The 23483-nt window shown below is 39.5% G+C and carries 25 protein-coding genes and 1 other annotated feature (1 of these 26 only partly in view); of the genes, 2 read left to right on the top strand and 23 right to left on the bottom strand.

The genetic code is table 11. From position 1 onward, the window contains the following. Positions 1-18 (bottom strand) — a sequence feature (ribosomal protein L21 leader region) (it extends 63 nt beyond the left edge of the window). A gap of 68 nt (positions 19-86) precedes the next feature. From NQZ71_RS07610 to NQZ71_RS07600, 3 genes are all read right to left on the bottom strand, one after another. Further along, positions 87-1529 (bottom strand): Rne/Rng family ribonuclease, encoded by a 1443-nt coding sequence (locus NQZ71_RS07610; RefSeq protein WP_317011733.1) that lies wholly within the window; start codon positions 1527-1529, stop codon positions 87-89. Positions 1530-1643: 114 nt separating this feature from the next. Then, on the bottom strand, positions 1644-2504 hold the full coding sequence (locus tag NQZ71_RS07605) for a M50 family metallopeptidase (protein WP_144456380.1): 861 nt from the start codon (positions 2502-2504) through the stop codon (positions 1644-1646). Next, positions 2497-3273 carry a M23 family metallopeptidase gene (locus NQZ71_RS07600; RefSeq protein WP_260053770.1) on the bottom strand — a complete coding sequence of 259 codons (777 nt, stop codon included), beginning with the start codon at positions 3271-3273 and terminating at the stop codon, positions 2497-2499. Before NQZ71_RS07600 ends, NQZ71_RS07605 begins: the two co-directional genes overlap by 8 nt. Before the next feature lie 224 nt (positions 3274-3497). Here NQZ71_RS07600 and NQZ71_RS07595 point away from each other — a divergent pair, with 224 nt between their 5' ends. Next, positions 3498-4109, top strand: coding sequence for a DedA family protein (locus tag NQZ71_RS07595; RefSeq protein ID WP_260053769.1), 612 nt, complete (start codon positions 3498-3500; stop codon positions 4107-4109). A 65-nt stretch (positions 4110-4174) separates the two neighbouring features. Next, entirely contained in the window at positions 4175-4546 is a 372-nt protein-coding gene (locus NQZ71_RS07590; RefSeq protein WP_127737281.1) for an iron chaperone, read from the top strand. 66 nt (positions 4547-4612) lie between these two features. On the opposite strand, the gene minD is transcribed toward NQZ71_RS07590, so the two are convergent. The 20 genes from minD to NQZ71_RS07490 all read right to left on the bottom strand — a co-directional run bounded on the left by minD (position 4613) and on the right by NQZ71_RS07490 (position 23363). Then, the gene (minD, locus tag NQZ71_RS07585) at positions 4613-5416 is read right to left on the bottom strand and encodes a septum site-determining protein MinD (protein WP_127737279.1); all 804 of its coding nucleotides are present in this window, start codon (positions 5414-5416) and stop codon (positions 4613-4615) included. Next, complete coding sequence (gene minC / locus NQZ71_RS07580; RefSeq protein WP_127737277.1) at positions 5409-6095, bottom strand: septum site-determining protein MinC; 687 nt, start codon at positions 6093-6095, stop codon at positions 5409-5411. Before minC ends, minD begins: the two co-directional genes overlap by 8 nt. 220 nt (positions 6096-6315) lie before the next feature. Continuing rightward, positions 6316-6828: a rod shape-determining protein MreD gene (gene mreD, locus NQZ71_RS07575; protein WP_127737275.1), complete on the bottom strand. Its 513-nt coding sequence runs from the start codon at positions 6826-6828 to the stop codon at positions 6316-6318. Further along, complete coding sequence (gene mreC, locus NQZ71_RS07570) at positions 6825-7703, bottom strand: rod shape-determining protein MreC (RefSeq protein ID WP_144456385.1); 879 nt, start codon at positions 7701-7703, stop codon at positions 6825-6827. The genes mreD and mreC overlap by 4 nt, the downstream gene beginning before the upstream one ends. Positions 7704-7724: 21 nt before the next feature. Further along, positions 7725-8747 carry a rod shape-determining protein gene (locus NQZ71_RS07565; protein ID WP_127737271.1) on the bottom strand — a complete coding sequence of 341 codons (1023 nt, stop codon included), beginning with the start codon at positions 8745-8747 and terminating at the stop codon, positions 7725-7727. A gap of 154 nt (positions 8748-8901) precedes the next feature. Next, entirely contained in the window at positions 8902-9585 is a 684-nt protein-coding gene (radC, locus tag NQZ71_RS07560; RefSeq protein WP_144456387.1) for a RadC family protein, read from the bottom strand. Between the two features lie 60 nt (positions 9586-9645). Continuing rightward, positions 9646-10227, bottom strand: coding sequence for a Maf family protein (locus NQZ71_RS07555; protein ID WP_317011606.1), 582 nt, complete (start codon positions 10225-10227; stop codon positions 9646-9648). A gap of 280 nt (positions 10228-10507) precedes the next feature. Next, positions 10508-11605, bottom strand: coding sequence for a hypothetical protein (locus NQZ71_RS07550; protein WP_317011605.1), 1098 nt, complete (start codon positions 11603-11605; stop codon positions 10508-10510). A gap of 105 nt (positions 11606-11710) precedes the next feature. After that, positions 11711-12169, bottom strand: a complete 459-nt coding sequence (locus NQZ71_RS07545; RefSeq protein ID WP_260053767.1) for a prepilin-type N-terminal cleavage/methylation domain-containing protein — start codon at positions 12167-12169, stop codon at positions 11711-11713. After that, a complete protein-coding gene (locus NQZ71_RS07540) occupies positions 12159-12920 on the bottom strand; it encodes a kinetochore Spc7 family protein (protein ID WP_260053766.1) in 762 nt (253 codons plus the stop codon). Before NQZ71_RS07540 ends, NQZ71_RS07545 begins: the two co-directional genes overlap by 11 nt. After that, entirely contained in the window at positions 12917-13552 is a 636-nt protein-coding gene (locus NQZ71_RS07535; RefSeq protein WP_144456397.1) for a fimbrial assembly protein, read from the bottom strand. The genes NQZ71_RS07540 and NQZ71_RS07535 overlap by 4 nt, the downstream gene beginning before the upstream one ends. A 2-nt stretch (positions 13553-13554) precedes the next feature. After that, entirely contained in the window at positions 13555-14535 is a 981-nt protein-coding gene (gene pilM, locus NQZ71_RS07530; RefSeq protein WP_144456399.1) for a type IV pilus biogenesis protein PilM, read from the bottom strand. Positions 14536-14546: 11 nt separating this feature from the next. Continuing rightward, complete coding sequence (locus NQZ71_RS07525; protein ID WP_317011604.1) at positions 14547-15293, bottom strand: prepilin peptidase; 747 nt, start codon at positions 15291-15293, stop codon at positions 14547-14549. 30 nt (positions 15294-15323) lie between these two features. Further along, complete coding sequence (locus NQZ71_RS07520) at positions 15324-15752, bottom strand: prepilin-type N-terminal cleavage/methylation domain-containing protein (protein WP_317011603.1); 429 nt, start codon at positions 15750-15752, stop codon at positions 15324-15326. 116 nt (positions 15753-15868) lie between these two features. After that, on the bottom strand, positions 15869-17074 hold the full coding sequence (locus tag NQZ71_RS07515; RefSeq protein ID WP_317011602.1) for a type II secretion system F family protein: 1206 nt from the start codon (positions 17072-17074) through the stop codon (positions 15869-15871). Continuing rightward, positions 17061-18113, bottom strand: a complete 1053-nt coding sequence (locus NQZ71_RS07510) for a type IV pilus twitching motility protein PilT (RefSeq protein WP_317011601.1) — start codon at positions 18111-18113, stop codon at positions 17061-17063. The genes NQZ71_RS07515 and NQZ71_RS07510 overlap by 14 nt, the downstream gene beginning before the upstream one ends. 11 nt (positions 18114-18124) lie before the next feature. Beyond that, complete coding sequence (locus tag NQZ71_RS07505) at positions 18125-19786, bottom strand: GspE/PulE family protein (RefSeq protein WP_260053761.1); 1662 nt, start codon at positions 19784-19786, stop codon at positions 18125-18127. A 20-nt stretch (positions 19787-19806) separates the two neighbouring features. Then, complete coding sequence (locus tag NQZ71_RS07500) at positions 19807-21183, bottom strand: G5 domain-containing protein (RefSeq protein WP_317011599.1); 1377 nt, start codon at positions 21181-21183, stop codon at positions 19807-19809. A 21-nt stretch (positions 21184-21204) separates the two neighbouring features. Beyond that, entirely contained in the window at positions 21205-21981 is a 777-nt protein-coding gene (locus NQZ71_RS07495; RefSeq protein ID WP_144456413.1) for a PRC-barrel domain-containing protein, read from the bottom strand. A 26-nt stretch (positions 21982-22007) separates the two neighbouring features. Continuing rightward, positions 22008-23363, bottom strand: a complete 1356-nt coding sequence (locus tag NQZ71_RS07490; protein WP_317011598.1) for a hypothetical protein — start codon at positions 23361-23363, stop codon at positions 22008-22010. Between the last annotated feature and the right edge of the window lie 120 nt (positions 23364-23483).

Raw genomic sequence — 23483 nt, 5'->3', positions numbered from 1 at the left:
GTGCGGTTGTAGTAGCGGGTGCTACAAACAACATTAAAATACTAACACGATTTCAGGATACTGTCAATCAATCGTTTTGGTTTCTCTTAGCTATTATTTTTTTGACCAATGTACTTTATATGATAGTCAGGAATGGCAAAGTCCCTTTCGAACAAGTTGATTTGGATGCCAAGTATTTCTTCGAGCCGCAATAAATGCTGCTTGTCTTTTCCTGAGAAAACCTTGATTACCTCACGCTGTGCCTCTACTTCTATTAAATCGTGGTCACTTCTTTCATATTCCCATAATTCCCGCTCTAGCTTAAAAGCCATACTTTCAGCGCTCATTACAGTACCAGCACCGTCACAAACTGGGCATTTTGTTTTAACAGCTTGTGAGAGCGGCACGACCGTTTTTTTGCGGGTGATTTGGAGAATACCGAGTGCAGTAAAGCCAATGACCTTTGTTTGCCTGCTGTCCTTTTGCAGCTCTTTTTTCATAATTTCTTCGATTTTCTTTTCATGCTCCTTTGGCATGTCGATAAAATCAATTAAAATAATTCCCGATAAATCTCTTACTTTAAGCTGTCTGGCCGCTTCAAGTGCAGCATACCGATTCGTATCAAAAGCAGTTTGCTCCAAATTATGCCTGCCCTCATACTTACCTGTATTCACATCAATAATGGTCGCTGCTTCCGTTTCATCAATTATCAGATACGCTCCCTTTTCAAGCCAGACGATTCTTTTTAAAGCATCCTCAATGTCCTTTTCGATAGAAAAGAAGGAAAAAAGATTTTTGTTATCAGCATAATAGTGAAAGCTTAGCTTAGGAAAGACACTGCTCCAGGCTTTAGCTTCCTCCTGTGTATCAACAAAAACCTCACCTGATTCCATCTTTTCCAAAATGCGAAACAGCTCTCGTTCGTAATCATTATTTGCTAAAAGCAATGCTGGCTTTTTGGCAGTGGCAGCTTGTCTTACTAATTCAGTATACTTCTGCCGCAAATCGTCTATTTCTGCTGTAAGTTCTGCTTCACTTGCATTTGCAGCGCTTGTTCGAAAGATAAGTCCTTCTGATTGAGCTGTGAGTTTTTTTCCGACAGAGCGCAATTGCTTTTGTATTTTTTGGTCAACTAGCTTTTTGGAGACAGCAATATACCTCCCGTAAGGCATAAAGACAAGATTATCCTTCTGCAGCTCGACAATCCCTGTCAGCTTTGGCCCCTTTGTCCCTGTAGCATCCTTGACAACCTGGACAAGCACCTTTTCCCCTTGCTTTATATATGTCGATATACTTCTGTTTTTCTTTTCATTAAAGGAGCTGTCATCAGCCGAATAGGAAGCTAGCTTATCCTTTGGCAAATAGCAGTTTTTGACTTCGCCGATATCAACAAAAGCAGCATTCATACCAGGTGCCACCTTTGTTACAATACCAACATATATATTGCCAACAGCAGACTTCTGCTGGGGCTGCTCGATATACAGTCTTTCTAATTTATTATTGAAGAGATAAGCAAAGCGCTTCTCTCTGGATTTCATATTTACTAACATCTTTTCCAAACACATTCATCCTTTTTGTTCCATGATTCTTCTATTTTACCTTATTTTTATTCAGGAAAGAAAGACAGCATAAAGAGATGTCTGGAATCCAGACATCTCACACACTCACCGGTACAGTAAATCACTAATTTTAGCGGTCACAAGCTTTTCTGCGAAATAGGCGTGCAGCACTTCATTTTCATCTAAGGAGTGGTTCACTTTTCCCTTTTTCAACACGATTGGGTGCTTGCAGCCACGATGAAACCGTTCTAGCACATGAAACAAAAGCTCCTCTTCTTTGACCTCTATCGGCATAAGCTTTCTGAGTTCATTTGTTTTTCCATAATATCTTTCCAGTAAAAACCGGAGAAATATATAGCGCCTTTGCTTCCACTCATAAAAAAGCGAGAACCACAAAAACAGCAAAATAATCCATGCATTAAGATTTGTTGGCATATATAAAAGGATTGCACCTAAAAACAAAAGGGTACCAGTTAAGGACAAAAGCAGTGTTATTTTATGGGCAGCCGGAAAGGACTTTTTTAAAGATAAAAATAAAAACAAAACCTTCCCCCCATCCAGCGGCCAAATAGGGAGTAAATTAAAACAGAAAATCATCAGATTAAATTCTAAAAAAGAATGAAAAAGGTATTCCGACATCCACCCTTGCTCATAAGCGATATAGCCTAATGCAACCATCCATATATGCTGCAGTGGTCCTGCAATCGTTACAATTGCTTCCTCTTTTAACGGCCTATTGCCATGCTCATCCATTTCTGCCACACCGCCGAAAGGAAGCAAGGCAATTCGTTTAATTCTCCATGAAAAGTGAGCTGCAGCGAGCGCATGCCCTAATTCATGCACAAGGATGATAAGCAAAAGCAAGCATAATTCATAAAAATGGGCGGTTATGACGCCTATGCCAATAACAGCCCATAAGAATGGATGAATATAAATTGATTGAAATACACGAAGGTACTTATTCAAACTCGATCACCTGAATGGGATCGATAAAATCATCATCTTTTTTAATAGCGAAGTAAAATAAGCCAAGTGTCTCATTTGTTCCATAGCCGGAAGCTAAACCGACCTTGGTGCCTTTTTTGACAGCTTCGTAAATTCTTACATCAACCTCTTCCAAGTTGCCATACCAAGATTCGCTTTTATCACTATGCTGTATCACCACGGTGTTTCCAAACCCCTCTTTCTCCCCTATAAATGTAACCGTCCCTTCGTTCAATGCCTGCACTGTCGTGTCAATGCCTGTTTCAATTGCCACCCGCTGTCCTGTATCAGCAAAATCTTCTAAAATTTTCCCAGAAGCAGATAGGGCATATTGCTGTAATGGACTGTCATCTGCAGGCTCTTCCTCACCGGCCTTAGTTGGTAAGAAGGCAAGCGGCTTGCCAAACTGGTCCTCATACCAATCAGACACAAAGGCAAAATTAAATTCTTGATCCATTGCTTGTCTTATTGATGTTTCTGCTTTTTGGAGGGTAGGGGATTGATTTCTTACGATAATTGCCACTGCTAAAAACAAAACGGCTGCACCTAGTATTTTTAATAGGAATAAATCCTTGCGGAATAGTGGATGAAAATCATCCTTATTGTCATTTTCAAAATGGAAGGTATTGTGGTCGTTAGATTCTTCTTCATCATTCCAAAGAATCCTTCTCTCCACATTTTTCTGCATTCTTTCTCGCTCTCTTTTTCTTTTTTCAATTCTTCTCCTGATTTCATCTGCACGTGAACTCAAAAGTCTCTCCTCCCCAATACCTTGTCCTAATAGTCTTATTCTATGAATCATTCAAAACAAGTATGACAACAGCCTGTAAATTTATGTGCTTTGCTTATTCTCCTGTTTATATTGGCAATTTCATCACTACTTTTGCTATTATTAAAGTAATACTGTTTATGGAAAATATTTGTCCTTTTGGAAAAGGGCAATTAACATAATCGTTAAACAAAAAGGAGGTCTTTATGGAAAATTGGATTACAAACACGATGGAGGAATTCGGTTATATCGGAATATTACTATTGATAACAATAGAAAATATCTTTCCTCCCATCCCATCAGAAATCATCCTAACATTCGGCGGTTTCATGACAACCTATACTGATATGACTGTTTTTGGTGTTGTTGCTGTTTCAACAGTTGGTTCTGTTTTGGGTGCAGTTATCCTTTATTGGATCGGAACACTTTTAAATATGGAAAAGATAGAGAGTATAGTAGATAGATGGGGACATATTATTAGATTGACTAAAGAAGATGTACATAAAGCAAACGGCTGGTTTGACAAATATGGTTACTGGACTGTTTTTTTCTGTCGTTTTATTCCGCTTATTAGAAGCTTAATTTCTCTGCCTGCTGGAATGGCAAAAATGAACTTCGGTATCTTCCTTGTATTAACAACACTTGGTACGCTTATTTGGAACTATGTGCTGATTCGTATCGGCGCTGCTGTTGGTTCATCATGGGAATCAATCGTTGAATATATGGATATTTATTCTAATATTATTTATGTAGTCATCGCACTTGCTATTATTATTTTCCTTTTCTTGTATATTCGAAAACGTCTTATAAAATCATAATAAAAGGATCATCCCTCTTTTCTAGAGGGGCTGTAAAAATAGCTAATTTTTATCAGGAGGAACTAATGGAAGCATTCGCAGAATATTTAGAGAAGATTGATAACCCGCTGCACCGGGAACGGACAGAAGAGGTTTTAAGCTGGGTTGCAGAAAACTATCCAAATCTAGTGGCAAAAATAGCATGGAAGCAGCCAATGTTTACAGATCACGAAACATTTATTATCGGCTTTAGCATTGCTAAACACCATTTAGCAGTTGCTCCTGAAAAAGTCGTCATTGAACGTTTTTCCAATGATATTAAAGAGTCCGGCTATGATCACACGAAAGAATTAGTGCGCATTAAGTGGGAAAAACCAGTTGATTTTTCTCTGTTGGCAAAAATGATTGAATTTAATATTGCCGATAAAGCAGACTGTACTACTTTTTGGCGGAAATAAAAAAACTGCCGACAACCATTCCAGTTGTCGGCAGTGCAAAGCAGCTTATATTCATAAGCTGCTTTTTTATTTCGCTCCGAAGAACATTTTTATACGGGCAAACATACCTTTTGATTCCTCTTCTAAATGTTGAAGCGGAACTGTTTCGCCTAGAATTCTTCTGGCAATGTTTCTGTAGGCCAGTGATGATTTGCTGTTTGGATTAAGCGCAATCGGTTCACCGCTGTTAGAAGCCTTTATTACTTCATCATCATCTGCCACAATTCCAAGCAAGCCGATGGATAGGTGGGATGTTACTTCATCAATGTCAAGCATGTCGCCGTTTTTCATCATATGATTTCTAATGCGGTTAATAACTAACATCGGAGATTCGATATGATCTTCTTTTTCAAGAAGGCCAATAACTCTGTCTGCGTCCCTGACAGATGATACTTCAGGTGTTGTTACGACAATAGCTTTATCTGCACCAGCAACAGCATTTTTATAGCCTTGTTCGATTCCTGCCGGGCAATCAATAATAATATAATCGTAATCCTGTTTTAGCTTAAGAACAAGCTCCTTCATCTGCTTCGGATGCACTGCCGTTTTATCACTTGTTTGTGCAGCAGGCAGCAAATACAATAAATCATCAAATCGTTTATCCTTAACAAGCGCTTGATGAATTTTGCATCTTTCCTCCACAACATCCACCAAATCATAAATAATTCTATTTTCAAGTCCCATAACCACATCAAGGTTACGAAGACCTATATCTGTATCTATTAAACATACTTTTTTACCTTGCAATGCAAGAGCAGTTCCGATATTAGCGCTCGTGGTGGTTTTACCGACACCACCCTTTCCAGACGTTACAACGATAGCCTCACCCATTATTTTGTCCCCCTTCCAATTTTGTCAAATTCGGTCTTAGATGTGTTAACACTTGTAATCTATCAATCATAATTTCACTGTTATCCACATATGCGCATTCCATATCCCGCTTGTCTTTTTCAGGATACTCATCAGGCGCTCTCGTTATCAATGTATTGATGCGAAGCTGTGTCGGCCTCATAACAGATGCAGCGACAATCGCCTTCTCATTTCCATTCACACCTGCATGTGCCACACCTTTTAAGCTTCCCATTATATAAATATTGCCTCCTGCGACTACCTTACCACCAGGATTGACATCACCAATCAGCAATAAGTCGCCTGGAACCTCCAATACCTGACCAGAACGAACGATACTAGCAACGGATACAATCTCGTTTTCCTGCGCAATTTGTTCCGCTTCTGACTTTGTAATAATATTGCTGTTTATATCTTGGACAGAGAGATTCTTTTTAGATTGAATCGCCTCGACAAGCTCTTCTTTCTGATTCTCTGTTATGTATCTATTGCCAAGCTCAACATTAACCGTAATATTCTGTTTCTCCCCGTGCATGCTTGAGCTTTCACGAAGCTTTTCCTCAAGCTCCCTCATCATGTCTTCATAGGAACAGTTATCATGGAGATGAAGGCTTAAGCCACTTTTTGTCCCCTTAATGGTTACTAACTGCTTTCTTTTCATTTCAAGATGTTCACCTCTGCTAGAAAAAGGAATAATCCTTATCTGTCTATCTAAAAAAAGTCTTGTTCCTGCTATATATTCGACAAAAGTAAATAAAAATCCTCTTTAAAACAAAGCAAAGAATTGAAAAATGATGACAATACTAGAAAAATCCCTTCCCATAAAGCAAAAAAAACACTTTATGGAAAAGGGTTATTTCATTAACATTCGCATGCAGTTCTCAATCCTTGCCTTCCCCAGCATACTTTTCAAAAATACGCTTATAAGGGTATGCAGCAATTAAAAGAAAAATCGCGTTTAATATCAATGTTGGGACAAGACGTAGTTGGAGAAAATAAATAAATTCCATGCTTGTCAAATGAATAAGAAAGTTAATTTCATACACGATCATCTCTAAAATAGTAATACCTAGTAACGATATGACGGAAACCACCAGCAAATTTGCGTGCAGCACCTTCATTATTTTACTGCAAATGTAGATAGTGAAGGGAAACACAAAGAAATATATCCCAAGCACTTCCGTATACACAACGTCAACGAGCAAGCCAAAAACAAAGGCATAAATAATAGCAGCATTACGATTTGCATAAATGGAGAAAAAGAAAATGGTAATAATCAAAAAGTGCGGCACTAAAATATGATTCGAAAACAAATCTCCAGGCAGCAATTCTACAAAAATGCTTTCGAGAATAAACATGAAAGCAATCAGACAGCCGATAAGAAACTTTCTCATTCGTCGCCCTCGCTGCTTTCTCTTTTTACAATAAGAACATGCTCTATATCATAAAAGTCTGCTGCTGGCTCAATATAAGCTTTTTTCGCTAAGCCATATTCATCTGACTCTACCTTGACTACTTTACCAATAGCCAAATCTGGCGGAAAAACTCCTCCTAAGCCTGATGTTGAGACAATTTGTCCCTTCTTCACCTCAAGGCCGTCAGGAACTTCCTCCCATGTCATAATTAGGTTTTTTGATTCCTTATCATAATCTTCAATTAGGCCGAAAACAGAAGTCTTTTTGTTTTTTTTCTTGTTGTTTTCATCCTTTTGAATATAAGCGGATATCCTGTTTGTTGGATCTTCTGAACTCAACAGCTGGACAGTTGATGTTCCTGTGCTAACGGATTTAACCTTTCCGATTAGCCCAGCTGATGTGATAACTGCCATGTCTTTTTCCACACCATCGTTTTTGCCTCTGTTGATTGTAATCAATTCATTCCATTGATTAGGGTCTCTGCTGACAATTGTTGCCTTCAGCAGCTTCTTATCATTTAAAGAAGGATACTCATCAACAATTTTCTGCAGCTCTTCATTATCCTTCTGTAAGCCTTGAACCTGTGCTTTCAAAAGACCGTATTCTTCAATTTTGGCTTTTAACTCTTTATTTTCTTGATATGTATCTTGCAAGTCTTTTACATTATCAATGACACCTGCCACATAATGGACAGGCCTTGAAACTAGGGTTTGCACCCAGCCGGTAGTGTCCTTGATGAACTGCTCCGGCCAAGTAAGCTTTGAACGGCTTAAGGAAAACCCTATCAATGCCACGAGAATAATAATGCTAACAAGCAAAATAATTAATCGTTTATTCATGAAAAACTGTGGCATGACAAAACACCTCTAAAGGAATTATCGTGAATCTTTTGCTTTGTTTTTAAACAGGTGGATATGGTCAAGGGCTTTCCCAGTTCCAGTTGCCACACAGTCTAAAGGATCCTCAGCAATTACGACAGGCATTTTTGTCTCTTCACTGATAATCTTATCTAAATTGCGAAGAAGCGCACCGCCTCCCGTAAGAACGATACCTCTGTCCATGATATCTGCAGCAAGCTCAGGAGGAGTTTTCTCCAATGTAACCTTCACTGCATCTACGATAGCTGCAACTGTATCTTTCAAAGCGATTGCTATTTCTTCTGCAGTGATTTTGATTGTTTTTGGAAGACCTGTTAACAAGTCTCTACCGCGAATATCCATGTTTTCTATTTCACCAGGGCTTCCAGCACTGCCGATTTCGACTTTGATGCTTTCAGAAGTTCTTTCCCCGATCATCAGGTTATACGTCTTGCGGATATAGTTTACGATTGCATCATCCATTTCATCACCAGCGATGCGGATTGATTGGCTTGTAACAATACCGCCCAATGAAATGATTGCCACTTCGGTTGTACCTCCACCAATGTCAACAACCATGCTACCTGTTGGTTCCCATACAGGAAGGTTAGCTCCAATTGCCGCAGCGAACGGCTCTTCAATAGTGTACGCATCACGGGCACCAGCCTGGCGTGTTGCGTCAATTACAGCTCTTTCTTCAACTGCTGTGATACCTGAAGGCACACAAACCATTACATAAGGCTTACCAGAGAAATAACCTTTGTTCTTAGTAGCTTGCTTAATGTAATACTTCATCATAGTAGCTGTTGTTTCGTAATCAGCAATAACCCCATCCTTCATTGGTCGAAGTGCAACGACATTTCCAGGTGTTCTACCGATCATGTTTTTCGCATCATTACCGACTGCAACAATGCTTTTTGTATCTGTCTGCAGGGCAACAACAGATGGTTCTCTTACGACAATGCCCTTCCCTTTCACATAAACTAGTGTGTTTGCTGTTCCTAAATCAATTCCAAGGTCTCTTGTTCCAATTCCAAACATAATGTATCTCCCTTTCTGAAACTAAGTGCTAATTTTTAAGCAGGTAGATTTTCTCCTTGTTATCATAATCATATATTTTTTGTCATATTCAGACATATTTAGGCAAAAAAATCATAAACATTATTATATCTTAAATATGGATAAAAGAACAGTATCATATATATCCTTTCTCCTTTAAACTTACAAATTTATTTTCCCCAATAATGATATGATCGAGTAAATCTATCCCGATGATCTTGCCGCTTTCTGCCAGCCTTTTTGTTACTTCCACATCCTCCCTGCTTGGCGAGGGATCACCAGAAGGATGGTTGTGCAGGCAGATAACTGAAGCTGCTGAACGCTTTATCGCTTCCTTATATACTTCCCTCGGATGAACGATACTGGCATTCAAGCTGCCAATAAAAATTGTCTGCTTATGCATGACGATATTTTTTGTATTGAGGTACAAGCAGATAAAATGCTCCTGTGACAGGAATCTCATTTCATCCATTAAGTATTTGGCCGCATCCTCAGGAGAACGAATTGCATACCTGTCCTTAAAGGCAAGCTTTGTAACACGTCCGCCAAGCTCTAATGCTGCCAAAAGCTGTAGCCCTTTCGCCGTTCCAATACCCTTGATTGCCTTTAGCTCATCCAATGTTGCATCCTTCAAGGTTCTCAGCCCATTGAAGTGATGAAGCAGTCTGCTTGCAACAGCCAAAGCCGATTCATCTTTTGAACCTGTTTGGATGAGAATGGCAATCAGCTCCTGATTGGTTAAGCTTTCAGCACCCATTTGCATGAAACGTTCTCTGGGACGCTCCTCTTTCGGAAAATCCTTAATTAAAATAGAGTCCATGCTTATATTATCCTCCTATCACCTATTCTATGAAGAATGGAGATGGGGGAGTTAACCTATTTAATGAGGCATGTTAAATCCAAGAGCCCGTAATTCACGGATAGTCCTGGATATCGGCAGTCCAACCACCGTAAAATAATCTCCTTTGATTTCTTTCACCAAAAGTCTGCCAACTCCTTGAATGCCATAGGCACCAGCCTTATCAAACGGTTCCCCGGTGTCGAGATATGCGTTTATTTCTTCATCTGTCAATTCCCAGAATAGAACATTAGTTTTTTCATAAAAAACGGTATGTTTACCATTTGCCGCGATGGATACACCTGTGTAAACAGCATGCCAAACCCCGGACAGTCCCTTTAATGTTTGAAATGCCTCTTCACGGGAAGCGGGTTTCCCGAGGACATTTCCGTTATGGTATACAATCGTATCCGCACCTAAACAATAGCTTTTGGGATTGGCCTTTGATACGGCATCTGCCTTTCTTCGGGCCAACTCCATCACTATTTCTTCAGGTGTAAGGGACTTATCAAAACTTTCATCCGCATCACTACTGGAAACTTCAAAAGATATATGAAGATCTTCAAGGAGCGCTTTTCGTCGAGGAGAAGATGAGGCTAATATGAGGTTTTTTTCCTTTAACATAATTCCACCAACCTAACATTTCATAATGGGAGATACCACCTTATCCTATCAAAGAATACAACCAGTTACAATTTTGATTGATAATTTTTTAACAAATAGTAAATGAAATGTAACAGTATGTAATTTGTAGAAATATATCGAAAATTCCCTTTTACTTCTCCTTACTTAATCTGACGTAAACACCATGTATTTAGTTTCAAAATGTTACAAAATCCTCAATAAAAATAAAAAAATAAGGAAGCGAAACGCTTCCTTTATTATTTCCCAGGTAATATAAAGTTTATGAGCCAATTTCGACATAGTTTGCCAAAAAAGCTAAAAGCGCCTTTTGAACCGCTTCCTGCTTAGCTGCACCACCGTCTTGGGAAAGTGCTGCAGCGCCAGAAACACCGGCTGCAAGATTTTCTGCTGCATTCTTAACTGCTCCGTCTTTAAAGTCGCTTATTTTTAATTTATCTAGCGCGTTTTGCTGCTCTTCTAGTTTTTTTACAGTATCACCTGAAATAGAACCATCAGCATATGCACTCGTTAATGCACTGCTTGCCGCACTGTATACTTCTGGTGCTGCATCTAGAAACTGCTTTTCTGCCTCACTGACCTTTCCTGCATCCCCGCCAGCAAAAATCATTTCCTTTGCATACGGGGAAGGAGCTACTCCGTCTGCTTCTTTATCTGTTTTCATGTTTTTTGCACTGTCCAATTCAGCAGCCACACCTAAGTAGATTGCTGTTTTCCCGTCTACTGGCACTTTTTGCGCAATTATTCCCTTTTCTGAAAGCTTGTTAAATTCGCTATCTGCAGACGCTTTTGTAGTATAGACACCATACTGAACAACAAACGTACTAATTTCCCCTTTTGTAGCAGAAACGGTCCCAGTCCCAGCAGCGGCTTGTTCATCGTTGTCTGTCCCGGCGGATTGTGTTGGTGCTGCAGAATTATTGACGGCATTTGCTGTTTTATCTGTATCAACCATTTTCAAAAGCACAAAACCGAAGCCTGTCCCTAATACAATCGCAAAAAACACAGCAAAAAAAATCGATGCAACCATTCCCTTTGATAGATTTCTTTTGCTGCCTTTCTGCATTTTTTTTGGAAGCTTGCTTTGCTTCTTATTTGGGGCTTGCTGCAATTGAAATTCCTTTATGTCGTCGGACTCATCTTCATTTGGAAGAATCCAGTCAAAGCTTTCGTCTTCAATCGCTTCACTTCCTGCCGCAACCTCCTCTTCAGATTTGTCAGGCAAAGGATTTGCAGCCTTACTTTCTTCACTATCCTTGCGTTCAGCAGACTGCCTATTTGTTTCCTTATTTTGGAACGGACGGTCATTTCCGTTGATTTTAATAGTAATCGTTTTGCGGTTCTCCGGCTTTTCAGTCACTCGTCCTACCTCCATTTACTAGTTTTGTTCATCCTATCATACTAGCAAAAAAAAATAACAAGACTTTTGTCGTCTTGTTATAGAATGATTTCGTCAAATTCAGTTTTAATTAGACAGTATTAGACTTGTTTTTAAATCCTTATACTGAATCGCTTGTTCTTCGCCTTCATTCGTGCAAAGGTTTCGTTTTTCTCCTTTTATGCAAACAGCAATTGTCTCATTACTGTAAATTGTCACATAGCTGTCATCAGAAGGAGGCAATATGTTATCTGTATCAGGATCATTGAATTTACTCATATAGCCATTATCAACAAGCTCCTTATAAGTAATTCGCTCATTGGCACCATTTCCGCTTGTTGTCGCCTCTTTAATATAGAAATCGGCCGCTTCCTTCATATTCCATGCATTCGCAACAAAGGACTTGTCTCTCATGTCATGAATCACCTTAATGACAGAAGGAACAGCAATTGCAGCAATAATACCTATGATGACAATGACTGCAAGCAGCTCGACAAGGGTTAAGCCTTTATCATTCCATCTAGAAATTAATCTCTTAATTGTCATTTTCCTCTGTAGACACCCCTGCAAACGGGTTCTTCCTGTCTGCTGAAGCTGGACTTTCCATTGACGGCAAGTCATTGATCAAGTCTTCCAGCTCTGGATAATAGTAAATGGATAAAGTCATCTCGAACTCAATTTTTTGATCGTTATCTTCTACTTCCATGACTTCCTTCGTTCCAGTGATTTTCAACGAATCAATATCCATAATCCGTTTAGAGGACTGAAGCTGCTCTAACAGTTTCTCCAGGTCGAAATAGGTGTTTGCCTCTCCTAAAATATTGATTGTTGTTTTTTTGATGCCGTTTGGCAACATTGTTTCAGCGTCTGCTGTCTTTTCATCACTTGCTTCATTGTCAGACTTATTGGCATCATCAATCGCTTTATCAGCTGTTGTCAAATCTTCCTCCGTAACTGTTTCATCCGAGTCTGTGCCATTCAGCTTTATTTCGATTAAATTTGTGTCTGAAATAATTTCTGCTTTTTCTATTTGCAAAAGGGCTTGTTCAAGCAATCGTTTAACAGGCACCTGCTGCTGGAGCTGAACAGTGCTAGTTTTTGTGCTTTCTTTTGCCGCTTTAATTTTCGAATCAAGAATGGAAACCTGCTGTTTTACAAGCTGCAGCTCTGTTTCCTTCGTATTTACCTTTGTAGCAAGTGGCTGCAAGTATGCATAATACGTATAAGCACCTGCACCTAATATAATTACTGCACTTAGCAGGAACAAAAAAAGCGATCTATTTTCGCTGAATCTCATGGGGAATCCTCCCCTTCATCTGTGTTTTCTGCTGCTTTTATTCCTGCAGCACTGAACACTATTTCATAGGTAGCATAATATCTTGGCTCAATATCGCCTTCCTTAAGGCTTTCAATCGCCTCGTCTATCTGATCACTCACTTTGCCTTCCAAAATATCTGTCGATTTGCTGTCAACTAGAACAGCTTCATCAATCCAGCTATATTGCAGGAGAGAGTTTAAATAGTATGCTGCAGCACTTTTTGTGTCGAATTGCACGTTAAGCGTGACTTTTTGCTTTTCACTCACTTCCAGCTCTTGAATAAAGCCTCTATCAGGTAGAATTGCCGTAAGCTGTTTTAGTATAAAGACATTATCGACTTTTTGCTCCTCTGCCCAAGTAATAGCCGTTTTCAAATCTTTAGCAGAGTCGGACTCTTCATAATTTTTTAAGCTTGCTTGAGAAGATTCTGCAATTTTATTGTTAAGAACAAGGCTTTCCTCGACTGAATCCAACTTTTTCTTGTCATTGGTATACTGCCAAAAAAATAAGCCTGCAAGCAATGCTGCAAGTCCAGCTGCTGCGAGGACCCATACGAGCATGGCCGATTTCTTAGGCTCTTTTTTAGGAAGGAGGTTAATTTCTACTAGCATGGTTACACCTCTTTTAATCCTAAACCAATGTTGACATGTATACTTGTTGGTATAGGCTCATCATTCAAACTCGGGCCGAACCCCTTCATCTGCTCTGCACTATCAAACCTTTCTTTTAATTGGTCTATAATGCCAGAAAGCCAAGGGTGGTCTCCTGTAATCACCAGTTTTTTTACTTGCTTATCTCCCTTGTTGAGAGTATAGCGGTAAAAGCTCATTACTTTTTCCAGCTCTTTATATATCTCATCTAAGCCATTCCAAACGTCCATATTATCACCATTGTAAACAAGACCTGGGCCGTTACTTGCCTGTACCCATTTTTCATTGTCTGCTTCAATGTTTAAGTGGCGCATGAAGAGTGGATGATGATCTTCGAAAATACTGACATTAACTGTTTTTAGGTCGACTTCGATAATCATGATTCCATCGTTTTCTGGAGTCTTGTTTGTATGGTGATAGTAGCGATAAAGAGCCAGCGCGGAAATATCAGCAGCGGCAGGCTTCAGCTTCACTTCATCAAGAATCTCAGCTAAATCAGCGATATTATTTTCCGGTGCCGCAAATAAGATAATTTGTTTTTTATTTTTGTCTTTTTCTTTTAACAAATGATAATCAAAAACAGGATTCTCAAATGGCAAATGAATGGATGTCCCTAATTCCATATATAAGTAGCCTTTAATTTCATCAGGAGTCACATCTTCTGGAATCGAAATCTTCCGAATAACGACAGATGAATCAGGAACAAGGAAGCGGACTTGTTTTTTGGCAATTTTCCATTCTTGTATGCACTCTTCCATTATCATCGAAAAGGTCTCCACATCCTGGATTGCGCCATCATGAATCAGACCTGCCGGCAAGAAGCGCTCACCCCAGCTTTGCACAGAAGTTTCATGGCCGTTCTTTAACTCTGCATAGCGGATGACATGATCTTTTACTGTTAAATTGACAAATTTACTTTTTCCTAGATTAAATCGAATAGCCATATCCCTGCTCCTTAAAGAAATACATTCATATACCAATTAATTAGGTCATTACCATAAAAGTAGCTGACAAGCGCGCCGACCACGATAAATGGTCCGAACGGAATCGGCTTGTTTTTTTTCACTTTGCCTGTATACATGCCGATAAGGCCGCCTGCTGTACCAAACAGGGTGGAAAGGAAGAAAGTAAGCAGGACCAGCTTAACGCCAAGGACGAGCCCAATGACAGCAAACAGCTTAATATCTCCGCCACCCATGCCGCCTTTGCTAACGACAGCAATCACATATAAAAGGACAAAGCCGACAGCTGCTCCCAATAAGCTATCCCACCATGGGTCAAGCTTAATAAACACTCTTTCTGCCAAAAGCAAGGTACCGAAAAATAACAGCACCTTATCTGGAATAATCATATAGGTTATATCGGAAACAGTGATGATCATCAATAAAGAGATGAACGTCCACGCCACAAAAAGCTCTGCTTCCCAGCCAAGAAAAATAGGGCATAAAACAAAAAGAACACCTGTCAAAAGCTCAAATATAGGATATAAGGGGGAAATCGATGCCTTGCAGCATCTGCATTTCCCCCTTACCAACATATAGCTTAAAACAGGTATTAATTCTAGCGGTGTTAATGTATGCCCGCAATTCGAACAATGCGATCTTGGCCTAACAATTGATTTCTTCAATGGAACCCTGAGCCCAACGACGTTGTAAAAGGAGCCTAGTGTTATTCCGTATAGGAAGATTAGTAGGTAGATCAATTAGTTAACCTCAATTCAGTTCGGTTTATATTAGTTGCCAATAGTTGTAGTATTACCTGTTGTACTTCTATTCGCCTGGTTAATTTGTTCAATTGTTGCATTAGTAAATATAACTTTTATATTTCCTTTTTGACCACTACCACTTAATTTCATTTCGCCATTAACTACATCAACTTCATATCCAGAGTCTAGAGTAGTTTCGTTATCTAAATATTCCGCTAAATCTGTTGCATCAATATCAGTAGATTTTGCACCGTTACCAGAAATATAAAGTTTAGCAGAGTTTAATACTTGAATACCGTCAGCTTTAATCGCATCATAACGAGATTTCTCAATAATATTCGCAATGCTAGGAATAGCGATCGCAGCGATGATACCAAGGATAACGATAACTGCTAATAGCTCGATAAGCGTTAGACCCTTTTCATTTTTAATATGTTTTTTTAATAATTGACCCATTATATTTGTCTCCTCTAAGAAAGGTATTTTTGTTTGGTTGTGTACAACCTATTGCTATTATACTAGATAAGCAGATTTATGCATATAGTTATTTTAAGGAAAAAGTCCTATTTTTTTTATTGAACGTGGTTAAATATTTCGAACATAGGTACCATGATGGATGTGACTATAGTTCCAACGATGCCTGCAAGCAGAACGATCATAATTGGCTCGATCAAGGACTTTAGTCTGTCTGTTGCGCTTTCGACTTCTCTTTCATAGAAATCGGCAACCTTTGAAAGCATTGCATCAAGTGAACCTGTTTCTTCACCGATTGCAATCATTTGTGTTACTAGCGGCGGGAAGACCCAGTGTGCCTTCATTGGCGTTGTCAGTGATTGACCTTGCTCCAATGCACTTCTTGACTTTATAAGCACCTTTGACATTACTTCATTTTCAATAACACTTTCGACAATCGCAATTGCCTGCAATATTGGCACAGAGCTCGAAAATAGGGAGCTTAGTGTTCTTGTCATCCTTGCAAGTGCTGCCTTTTGCAAAATTTTCCCGAATACCGGTATTCGTAAAAGGAAGTAGTCAAAATAGTATTTTGATGCTTTATTATTTCGAACGACAAGTATGCCGACGACAAAGGCAATCATTAATAAAACAATCAGCCACCAGTATACTTGCATAAACTCACTTGCATTTAAGACGAATTGGGTGATTGCAGGCAATTCACCGCCAAAATCCTTGAACATATCCACAAATGTCGGCACAATGCTTACTAGCAGGAAGATAACAACGACAATGGCGATGATGGCTATAGCAATTGGATAAGTTAACGCCGACACAATCTTCTGCTTTGTAAAATGCTGTCTTTCATAGTGGACGGCAAGTCTTTCTAATGTTTCGTCCATGCTTCCACTTGCTTCTCCTGCTCGGATCATGTTGACAAACATGCTTGAAAACACTTTACGATGCTTGCCCGCCGCTTGTGACAAAGGATTTCCGTCACGCAAATCCTGCTCAACTGCAAGCAATGCTTTTCGAAGCCCTTTGCTTTCTGTTTGCTGCGCCAAAATGGCAGTCGATTCAACAACAGAAATACCGGCTTTCAGTAATGTCGCAAATTGGCGTAAATATATAACAAAGTCTTGGAGCTTTACTGGACTCCCAAGGGTTAGCTCCTTTGTGAGCAAAGTCTCTGGAATTTCATTCATTTCCATGACTCTTATTCCTTTTTCCTTCAGCTGCAGCATCGCCTCGCGTTTGGACTGTGCCGTAACGATGCCTGTCTTCTTGCCTTTACGGTCTCTTCCTTCATATTTATAACGAGCCATTGCTTTGCTCCTCCTGTAAATATGGCAGTGCTGCTTCTCTTAATATCGCACCTTTTTGGACAAGCTCCTTCACATTGCTTTCTAATGTGTGCATGCCCGCGGCTCTTGATGTCTGCATGATATTCAAGATTTGGTGAATTTTTTCATTGCGAATCAAGTTGGCGACAGCTGCATTATTAATGAGAATTTCTGTTGCAGAAACCCTACCTGATTTATCAGGTGTTGGAAACAGCCGTTGTGACACAATACTGACAAGAACAGATGCTAGCTGGATACGAATTTGATCCTGCTGGGATGGCGGAAATACATCAATAATACGGTTAATTGTTGCCGGAGCACTTGATGTATGAAGAGTACCAAGCACTAAATGGCCTGTTTCTGCTGCTGTTATTGCCGTTTGAATGGTCTCTAAGTCACGCATCTCACCAACAAGAATAACGTCCGGATCCTGTCTTAAGGATGCGCGCAAACCATTTGCAAAGTTGTTTGTGTCAAACCCGACTTCTCGCTGGTCAATGATGCATTTGCCATGCTTATGCAAATACTCAATTGGGTCTTCTAATGTGATAATATGCTTTCTCATTGTATCGTTCATATAAGCAATCATCGCTGCAAGTGTTGTTGATTTACCGCTTCCTGTCGGTCCTGTTACTAATATGAGTCCTTGCGGCTTTTCGCTGATTTTCTTCAAAATTTGCGGCAGCTGCAAATCATCCAAGTTCGGAATTGATGTCGGCACAACCCTAATCGCCAGAGCAACACAGGCTCTCTGCTTATATGTGTTGACACGAAATCTGGAAACGCCCGTTAAGCTATAGGAAAAATCAAGCTCTCCTTTTTCCTTAAACGCATCCCATAAATCCTCTGGAATCATCTCTTTTGCCATTTTCTCTGTATCTGCAGGGGTTAGGCTTTCTTTACCATATCTTCTTAGCTCTCCGTTTATCCGCATGACTGGAGGAACGCCGACCGTCAAATGGATGTCTGAAGCTTTCAGCTCGAAGCCGACCCGAAGCAAATGGTCGATATTGTTATACACGTTAGTCCCTCCTAGTCAGGGATAGCTACACGAAGCACTTCTTCAGTTGTAGTAATTCCTTGTTTTACTTTTAATAATCCATCATCAATCAAGAAAATCGTTTTTGCTTTAATCGCAAGCTCACGAAGCTTTATAAAGGACTCTCCATTCATGATGACACTTTTCATGTCATCATTTATAACTAGCACCTCATGGATGGCAACACGGCCTTTATAGCCTGTCATATTGCAGGATGCACAGCCTCGGCCTCTTGCAACCTTATCAATAGATAATCCTCGTTTTGCGAAGATTTCCTTTTCTCTTATTGACGCAGGATGAACCTCACCACAGTCTCTGCATACCTTCCTTACAAGCCGCTGTGCCACAATGCCACTTAGCGAGGATGCGACCAAAAACGGCTCCACTCCCATGTCCAGCAGGCGAGTAATTGAGCCTAAAGAATCATTTGTATGAAGGGTGCTTAAGACAAGATGTCCTGTCAGTGAAGCTCGTACAGAAACTTCTGCTGTTTCTTTATCCCGTATTTCTCCAACCATGATGACATTCGGGTCCTGTCTGAGAATTGCGCGCAGTCCTGCGGCGAATGTCATGCCGACATTGCTGTTAACCTGTATTTGGTTAATGCCCTCCAACTGATATTCAACAGGGTCCTCAACCGTAATAATATTGACTTCCTCGCTGTTCAGGCGATTAAGAGCCGCGTACAATGTCGATGATTTACCTGAACCAGTCGGCCCTGTTATTAACACGATTCCTGTCGGCTTTTCGATCATTTCTACAAAGCGACCAAAATTAACTTTATTAAATCCAAGCTTATTTAAGTCATTCAATGCACTTCCTAAATCAAGGAGACGCATAACAACCTTTTCTCCATAAACTGTTGGCAATGTCGATACACGCAAATCAATTGGATGGAAGTCCAAATTGATTTTGATTCTGCCATCTTGAGGAATTCGGTGTTCGGTTATATCCAAATTGGCCATAATTTTAAGTCTTGCAATCAACACACTTTGCATATGCTTTGGAAGTACTCGTTCAACACGAAGCACCCCATCAACACGATAGCGGATAACAACCTTTGTTTCCTGTGGATCTATATGAATATCACTTGCTTTTAATGTTGCTGCGTTCGTTAAAATTTGGTTTACAAGTCTTACAATTGGCGAATCCTGCTCAAGCATGCCGTCTGTTTGGCTTTCACCAATTTCATTCGGATCTGACAGCAATTCCTCGAAGCCTTCATCCATATCATAGTATTTATTTATCGCCCGCAAAATATCGTCCTTTGAGGCAATCGCTGTTTCTATTTGAAAGCCAGTGGACAGACGCAAATCATCGATTGTATAGAAGTCCATCGGATCAGCCATTGCTACATACAGTTTTTCTCCATCCTTTTTCAGAGGGATAATCAGCTGTCTTTTCGCTGTTTCCTTTGAAACAATCGTAAATAATTTAGGGTCAAAAGGATATCGGTACAAGCTTACGTGTGGAATACCTAACTGTAATTCCAATACTTCAATAAGCTGCTGCTCTGTGATGAATCCCTTTTGAAGCAAACTGTCACCAAGCCTTTGATCTGGATGCTTGTCTGTAAGTGCCTGCTGAAGCTGTTCCTCTGTCAGCAAACCAGCCTCCACTAACAAGTCTCCAAGTCGTTTTCGAATTTGTTTCATCCTAAATCCCTCCCTTTAAATTATTTTGTAGTTCCGCTGTCCGCAGTTTCTTCCGCAGTATTTGTTGCAGTTGTTTCCTTTTCAGCTTCTGTGCTGTCAGTCGACTTGTCTGTGCTAGCTTCTGTATCTGCCTTGGTTTCATCCGTTTCTGTTTCTGATGCTTCTGAATCAGAATCCGTCGTTGCATTACTATCTGACTCTTCTTCTGCAGTGCTTTCATCAGAATCAATTGTCACGTCCTGCTCAACAAGAAGACTATGTGCAATCGCCTTATTAGCTGGAGCATAAAAATCTTCACTAATTAGTTCCTTTTTGACAATTTCCCCATTTTCATTCTTAGACTCTCGATAGACCTTTATATAAAGTCCGTCGGCTCCCTCTTCTACAACCCTTGTTTCATTCAAACTTAAGCTTGGGTCAAACTGAAGGACTGTTTTTGGCGAAAATGTCTCTTTGTCAGATAAAAGCACTTTATAGTTATACAAGAAATTTGCACCATTTAAGCTTACATACAGCTTGCTATTAACCATTTCAAATGAAAGTGTATATGTCTCTTCATTTGGATTATAGAAACGATAATCCATATTTTGATTTTTATTCACTTTTGCTTCATAGCCTAGCTCAGCAAAAGCTGGCAGGGCATTGCTTAAATATCTTTCTGAAATGGTGAAGTTCGTTGGGAGAATGGTAGTGTGAACCGCAGTAGCCACAATACTCAGCACCTTATCAGAATAGGCCTCTCCATTGTTTTCCTTCATCCACTCGAGCAAGGAAATCGTTGTTTGCGGTTTTATCGTTAATGTAGGAAACTGCTTGACCCATTTTTTTACACTGTTTTTCTGGTCATCAGTGTCTACTGTAGACTCCGATAATTTGGCAGCTTTTTCGTCCTTGCTTATTCTGTATTCATTTAAGTCTATTAATTGATTGCCAGATTGCAAGCTTGCCGCCATTCCTACTAAACTATCGTTTAAACGAGACAAATAAAAAGCATTATTACTTGTCAGTTCAGCAGATACTGATGTAAGGAAGCTCTCCATCTCTTGCAAGTCAAGGGAGACGATCACATTATTGTTTCCTTGTTTGATGGAGGCAACAGAATCCTTTAATTGAAAGACAAACTGACTTAAATCAAAGTCCACTGTCTTTTCCTTGTATTTCAATTGAATCGTCGTGTTTTTTTCCCATTCTGACTGCTTTTCACTTAAAGCACTTAAAGCTTCCTTTTGGTTCATCCCAGAAACATCGATGCCAGCAATTGTTGTATGCTCTTCATATCCGTCATTACTCTGAAAAAGATTACTGTAAGCCTTTGTCCCGAACTGGGAAAAACTAAAAATAAAGGAAGTGGCGAACAAAATTGCGGCAAATAGCTTTGCAGCTTGGATGTTTTTCATGCAGTGTTTGCTCCTTTGTTATTAAGCTTCCACATTCATTGAAAGTTCAATTACTACGCTTGGTCCTGCTAGTTGAGCATTTTCAATATCCTCTAAAGACAGAACAGTTCCTTTAGCAAGTAATAATTGGCCTTCATTTGTGTATATATCATTAACTACTTTCTTGTTAAGCAATAGCTCTACTTGTTTTTCCTTTAATGCTTGAAGACGCTCTGCCTCTTCCATATCCTTTAGGGAGGAAGCGGAAAGCTCCTCTATTAATTCCTCTGCTTCTACAACTGTTTCTTGTGCGTACGCTTCTTCTTTAGGAGCAGCCTCTTTAAGGCTCGCAGATGCTTCCTCTTTCACAACAATGATGTCTTTACCGTATGTCATAACTAGCTCAGCATCAATCAAAACTTCCTCATTTTTGACATCTGCTAGCAATGCTTTAATTTCACCGCCGTTGTCGTCATCCACCAAAAATTCGGTTACCTTGCCGATAAGCTCCCCTTTTCTAGTGATAACATTCGCACCAATTATTCCGATTTGTTTATTCACTAGCTCAGTGGCAATGGGAATTTCATTTAAGTCCATAATGGCATGAGCACTTTCTATCGTTACTGCATACTCACCGACACCAACTACCTTTTTAAAAGGAATAGCATCAACACTCTCTTGCCATTCTTCCTGTTCAATTGTCAAAAAATCAACAGATCCTTTTTCCGGGTTAATAATAAGAGAATGAACCTTTCCTTCTTGTTGTCCGTTTGAAATGCTGATAATTGGCAATCCTTTAATTTGTGCACTGTTTTTCATAAAATATCCTCACCTTATTCACATAATTATTTATTTAAGTAGTTCTTTTCCATAAAGTTAAGCTGTTCTAAGATGATTGGCTCTCGTTCGTATTTCGTTTGCAATTGAGCAAAAAATGACTCCAGCTTAGAGTGCTCGTTTTGTTGTACGAAATGTTCAATCAATAAAATAGATATTGTAAAGTATTCGTGTAATGGCAATGTATCGGTTAAGCATTTCACCAAAATGGATTCGTACTCTTTTTTATCAAGCGTATTCTTCATCAGCTTCAACTGCATAAGCGTATTGTTAATCACTTGATGTGATATAGCATTAGGCGGAGCTGTCGCTTCCTCTGTCACACTATCTAATTCATTAACTTCAAGATGCTCATTGCTTGTTTCTTCTGTGTTGTCTTCTAAAATTTCATCCATTAATTCCATCATTGATTCTGCTGATTTGACTGGCTCTGGCACGATGTCATCTGCCACAGCCTCTACTTCTTCGAGCTCCAAATATTCCATATCTTCCACAAGGTTGGCTGCTTCCTGTACTTGTTTCTTGTCAGCAACAGTGCAATCTTCGTCGACAAGCTTTTCCTCTTCACTGTTGTCTGCTTGTTCTTCATCCTCAAGACTTACTGCTGCTTCCTCAATATCTTCAAGTAAAGAAATATCGTATTCAGCAAGCCCTGCCTCCAGTTCTTGCTGCTTGCTCTTTTGCAGGTTCAGGTCGTCTGCCTCTTCCGAAGACATCAGCCTTTCAAGCTCTTCCATATAAGAATAACTTTCTGCCTGTTTATCTTGGTCAGGTGTACTTTCTGTTTGTATTGGGAGAATATCTATTTCAGAAATCTCCTCATGCTCATTTTTTTGCTCTAGTATTATTTCGTCCACTTCTGCAAAATTATTAACATCTTCTTTAGCAGAAAAATCGGATTTCATAAATTCTTCCTCAACAGAAATAGCAGGAATGATTTCCTTTTCCTTCTCAAACGTATTACTTTGCACAGCAATTATTGGCTCCACTTCAGCTTCTTCTACTAAAAATGAGTCATTGTTACTTTCCATTTCCCAGCGATTCTTCTGTGGAACTGCCTGATCTGCTGCTGCCAGATCCCAATCCATTTCGTCTTCCCATTCTTCTTCGTCTTCTTCGGCCTCAAACATCATCTCTGAGGATTTCTTAATGAAAAGATAAGTAAATATAATCAAAAATAACAACATAAAAAGCACTGTTTGCCACCATTCGAAAATTTTTTGTGTCAACAAGCCACAAACAGATGTAAACAGCGCTGCGCCAATAATCCACCATTTCCCTTTTTTCGTAAACCCTAATGGCAGAAAATACACAATCGGCACTATTAATATTAGGGAAAAAAGGGCTAGAACATATGATATCATGGCAAACCTCCTTAAACCAATATCCTAAATCCTAAAAAATCTACAGTTTTTTCTATTTTTCCAATACTTTAGCACTCTTTTTCGACTTTTTTAGTCATTTTGCGACTAATAAATATTGTA

The organism is Niallia taxi (genome assembly GCF_032818155.1).
Classification (GTDB): Bacteria; Bacillota; Bacilli; order Bacillales; family Cytobacillaceae; genus Niallia; species Niallia taxi_A.
Note: the sequence above shows the minus strand (reverse complement) of the source record. Positions and strands in the feature narration are given on the sequence as shown.

What these genes read in the sequence shown, in the direction of transcription:
- NQZ71_RS07610 (WP_317011733.1), bottom strand. Translation starts at nt 1,529, where the DNA reads ATGTTAGTAAATATGAAATCCAGAGAGAAGCGCTTTGCTTATCTCTTC.
- NQZ71_RS07595 (WP_260053769.1), top strand. Translation starts at nt 3,498, where the DNA reads ATGGAAAATTGGATTACAAACACGATGGAGGAATTCGGTTATATCGGA.
- NQZ71_RS07590 (WP_127737281.1), top strand. Translation starts at nt 4,175, where the DNA reads ATGGAAGCATTCGCAGAATATTTAGAGAAGATTGATAACCCGCTGCAC.
- minD (WP_127737279.1), bottom strand. Translation starts at nt 5,416, where the DNA reads ATGGGTGAGGCTATCGTTGTAACGTCTGGAAAGGGTGGTGTCGGTAAA.
- minC (WP_127737277.1), bottom strand. Translation starts at nt 6,095, where the DNA reads ATGAAAAGAAAGCAGTTAGTAACCATTAAGGGGACAAAAAGTGGCTTA.
- mreD (WP_127737275.1), bottom strand. Translation starts at nt 6,828, where the DNA reads ATGAGAAAGTTTCTTATCGGCTGTCTGATTGCTTTCATGTTTATTCTC.
- mreC (WP_144456385.1), bottom strand. Translation starts at nt 7,703, where the DNA reads ATGCCACAGTTTTTCATGAATAAACGATTAATTATTTTGCTTGTTAGC.
- NQZ71_RS07565 (WP_127737271.1), bottom strand. Translation starts at nt 8,747, where the DNA reads ATGTTTGGAATTGGAACAAGAGACCTTGGAATTGATTTAGGAACAGCA.
- radC (WP_144456387.1), bottom strand. Translation starts at nt 9,585, where the DNA reads ATGGACTCTATTTTAATTAAGGATTTTCCGAAAGAGGAGCGTCCCAGA.
- NQZ71_RS07555 (WP_317011606.1), bottom strand. Translation starts at nt 10,227, where the DNA reads ATGTTAAAGGAAAAAAACCTCATATTAGCCTCATCTTCTCCTCGACGA.
- NQZ71_RS07545 (WP_260053767.1), bottom strand. Translation starts at nt 12,169, where the DNA reads ATGACAATTAAGAGATTAATTTCTAGATGGAATGATAAAGGCTTAACC.
- NQZ71_RS07540 (WP_260053766.1), bottom strand. Translation starts at nt 12,920, where the DNA reads ATGAGATTCAGCGAAAATAGATCGCTTTTTTTGTTCCTGCTAAGTGCA.
- NQZ71_RS07535 (WP_144456397.1), bottom strand. Translation starts at nt 13,552, where the DNA reads ATGCTAGTAGAAATTAACCTCCTTCCTAAAAAAGAGCCTAAGAAATCG.
- pilM (WP_144456399.1), bottom strand. Translation starts at nt 14,535, where the DNA reads ATGGCTATTCGATTTAATCTAGGAAAAAGTAAATTTGTCAATTTAACA.
- NQZ71_RS07520 (WP_317011603.1), bottom strand. Translation starts at nt 15,752, where the DNA reads ATGGGTCAATTATTAAAAAAACATATTAAAAATGAAAAGGGTCTAACG.
- NQZ71_RS07515 (WP_317011602.1), bottom strand. Translation starts at nt 17,074, where the DNA reads ATGGCTCGTTATAAATATGAAGGAAGAGACCGTAAAGGCAAGAAGACA.
- NQZ71_RS07505 (WP_260053761.1), bottom strand. Translation starts at nt 19,786, where the DNA reads ATGAAACAAATTCGAAAACGACTTGGAGACTTGTTAGTGGAGGCTGGT.
- NQZ71_RS07500 (WP_317011599.1), bottom strand. Translation starts at nt 21,183, where the DNA reads ATGAAAAACATCCAAGCTGCAAAGCTATTTGCCGCAATTTTGTTCGCC.
- NQZ71_RS07495 (WP_144456413.1), bottom strand. Translation starts at nt 21,981, where the DNA reads ATGAAAAACAGTGCACAAATTAAAGGATTGCCAATTATCAGCATTTCA.
- NQZ71_RS07490 (WP_317011598.1), bottom strand. Translation starts at nt 23,363, where the DNA reads ATGATATCATATGTTCTAGCCCTTTTTTCCCTAATATTAATAGTGCCG.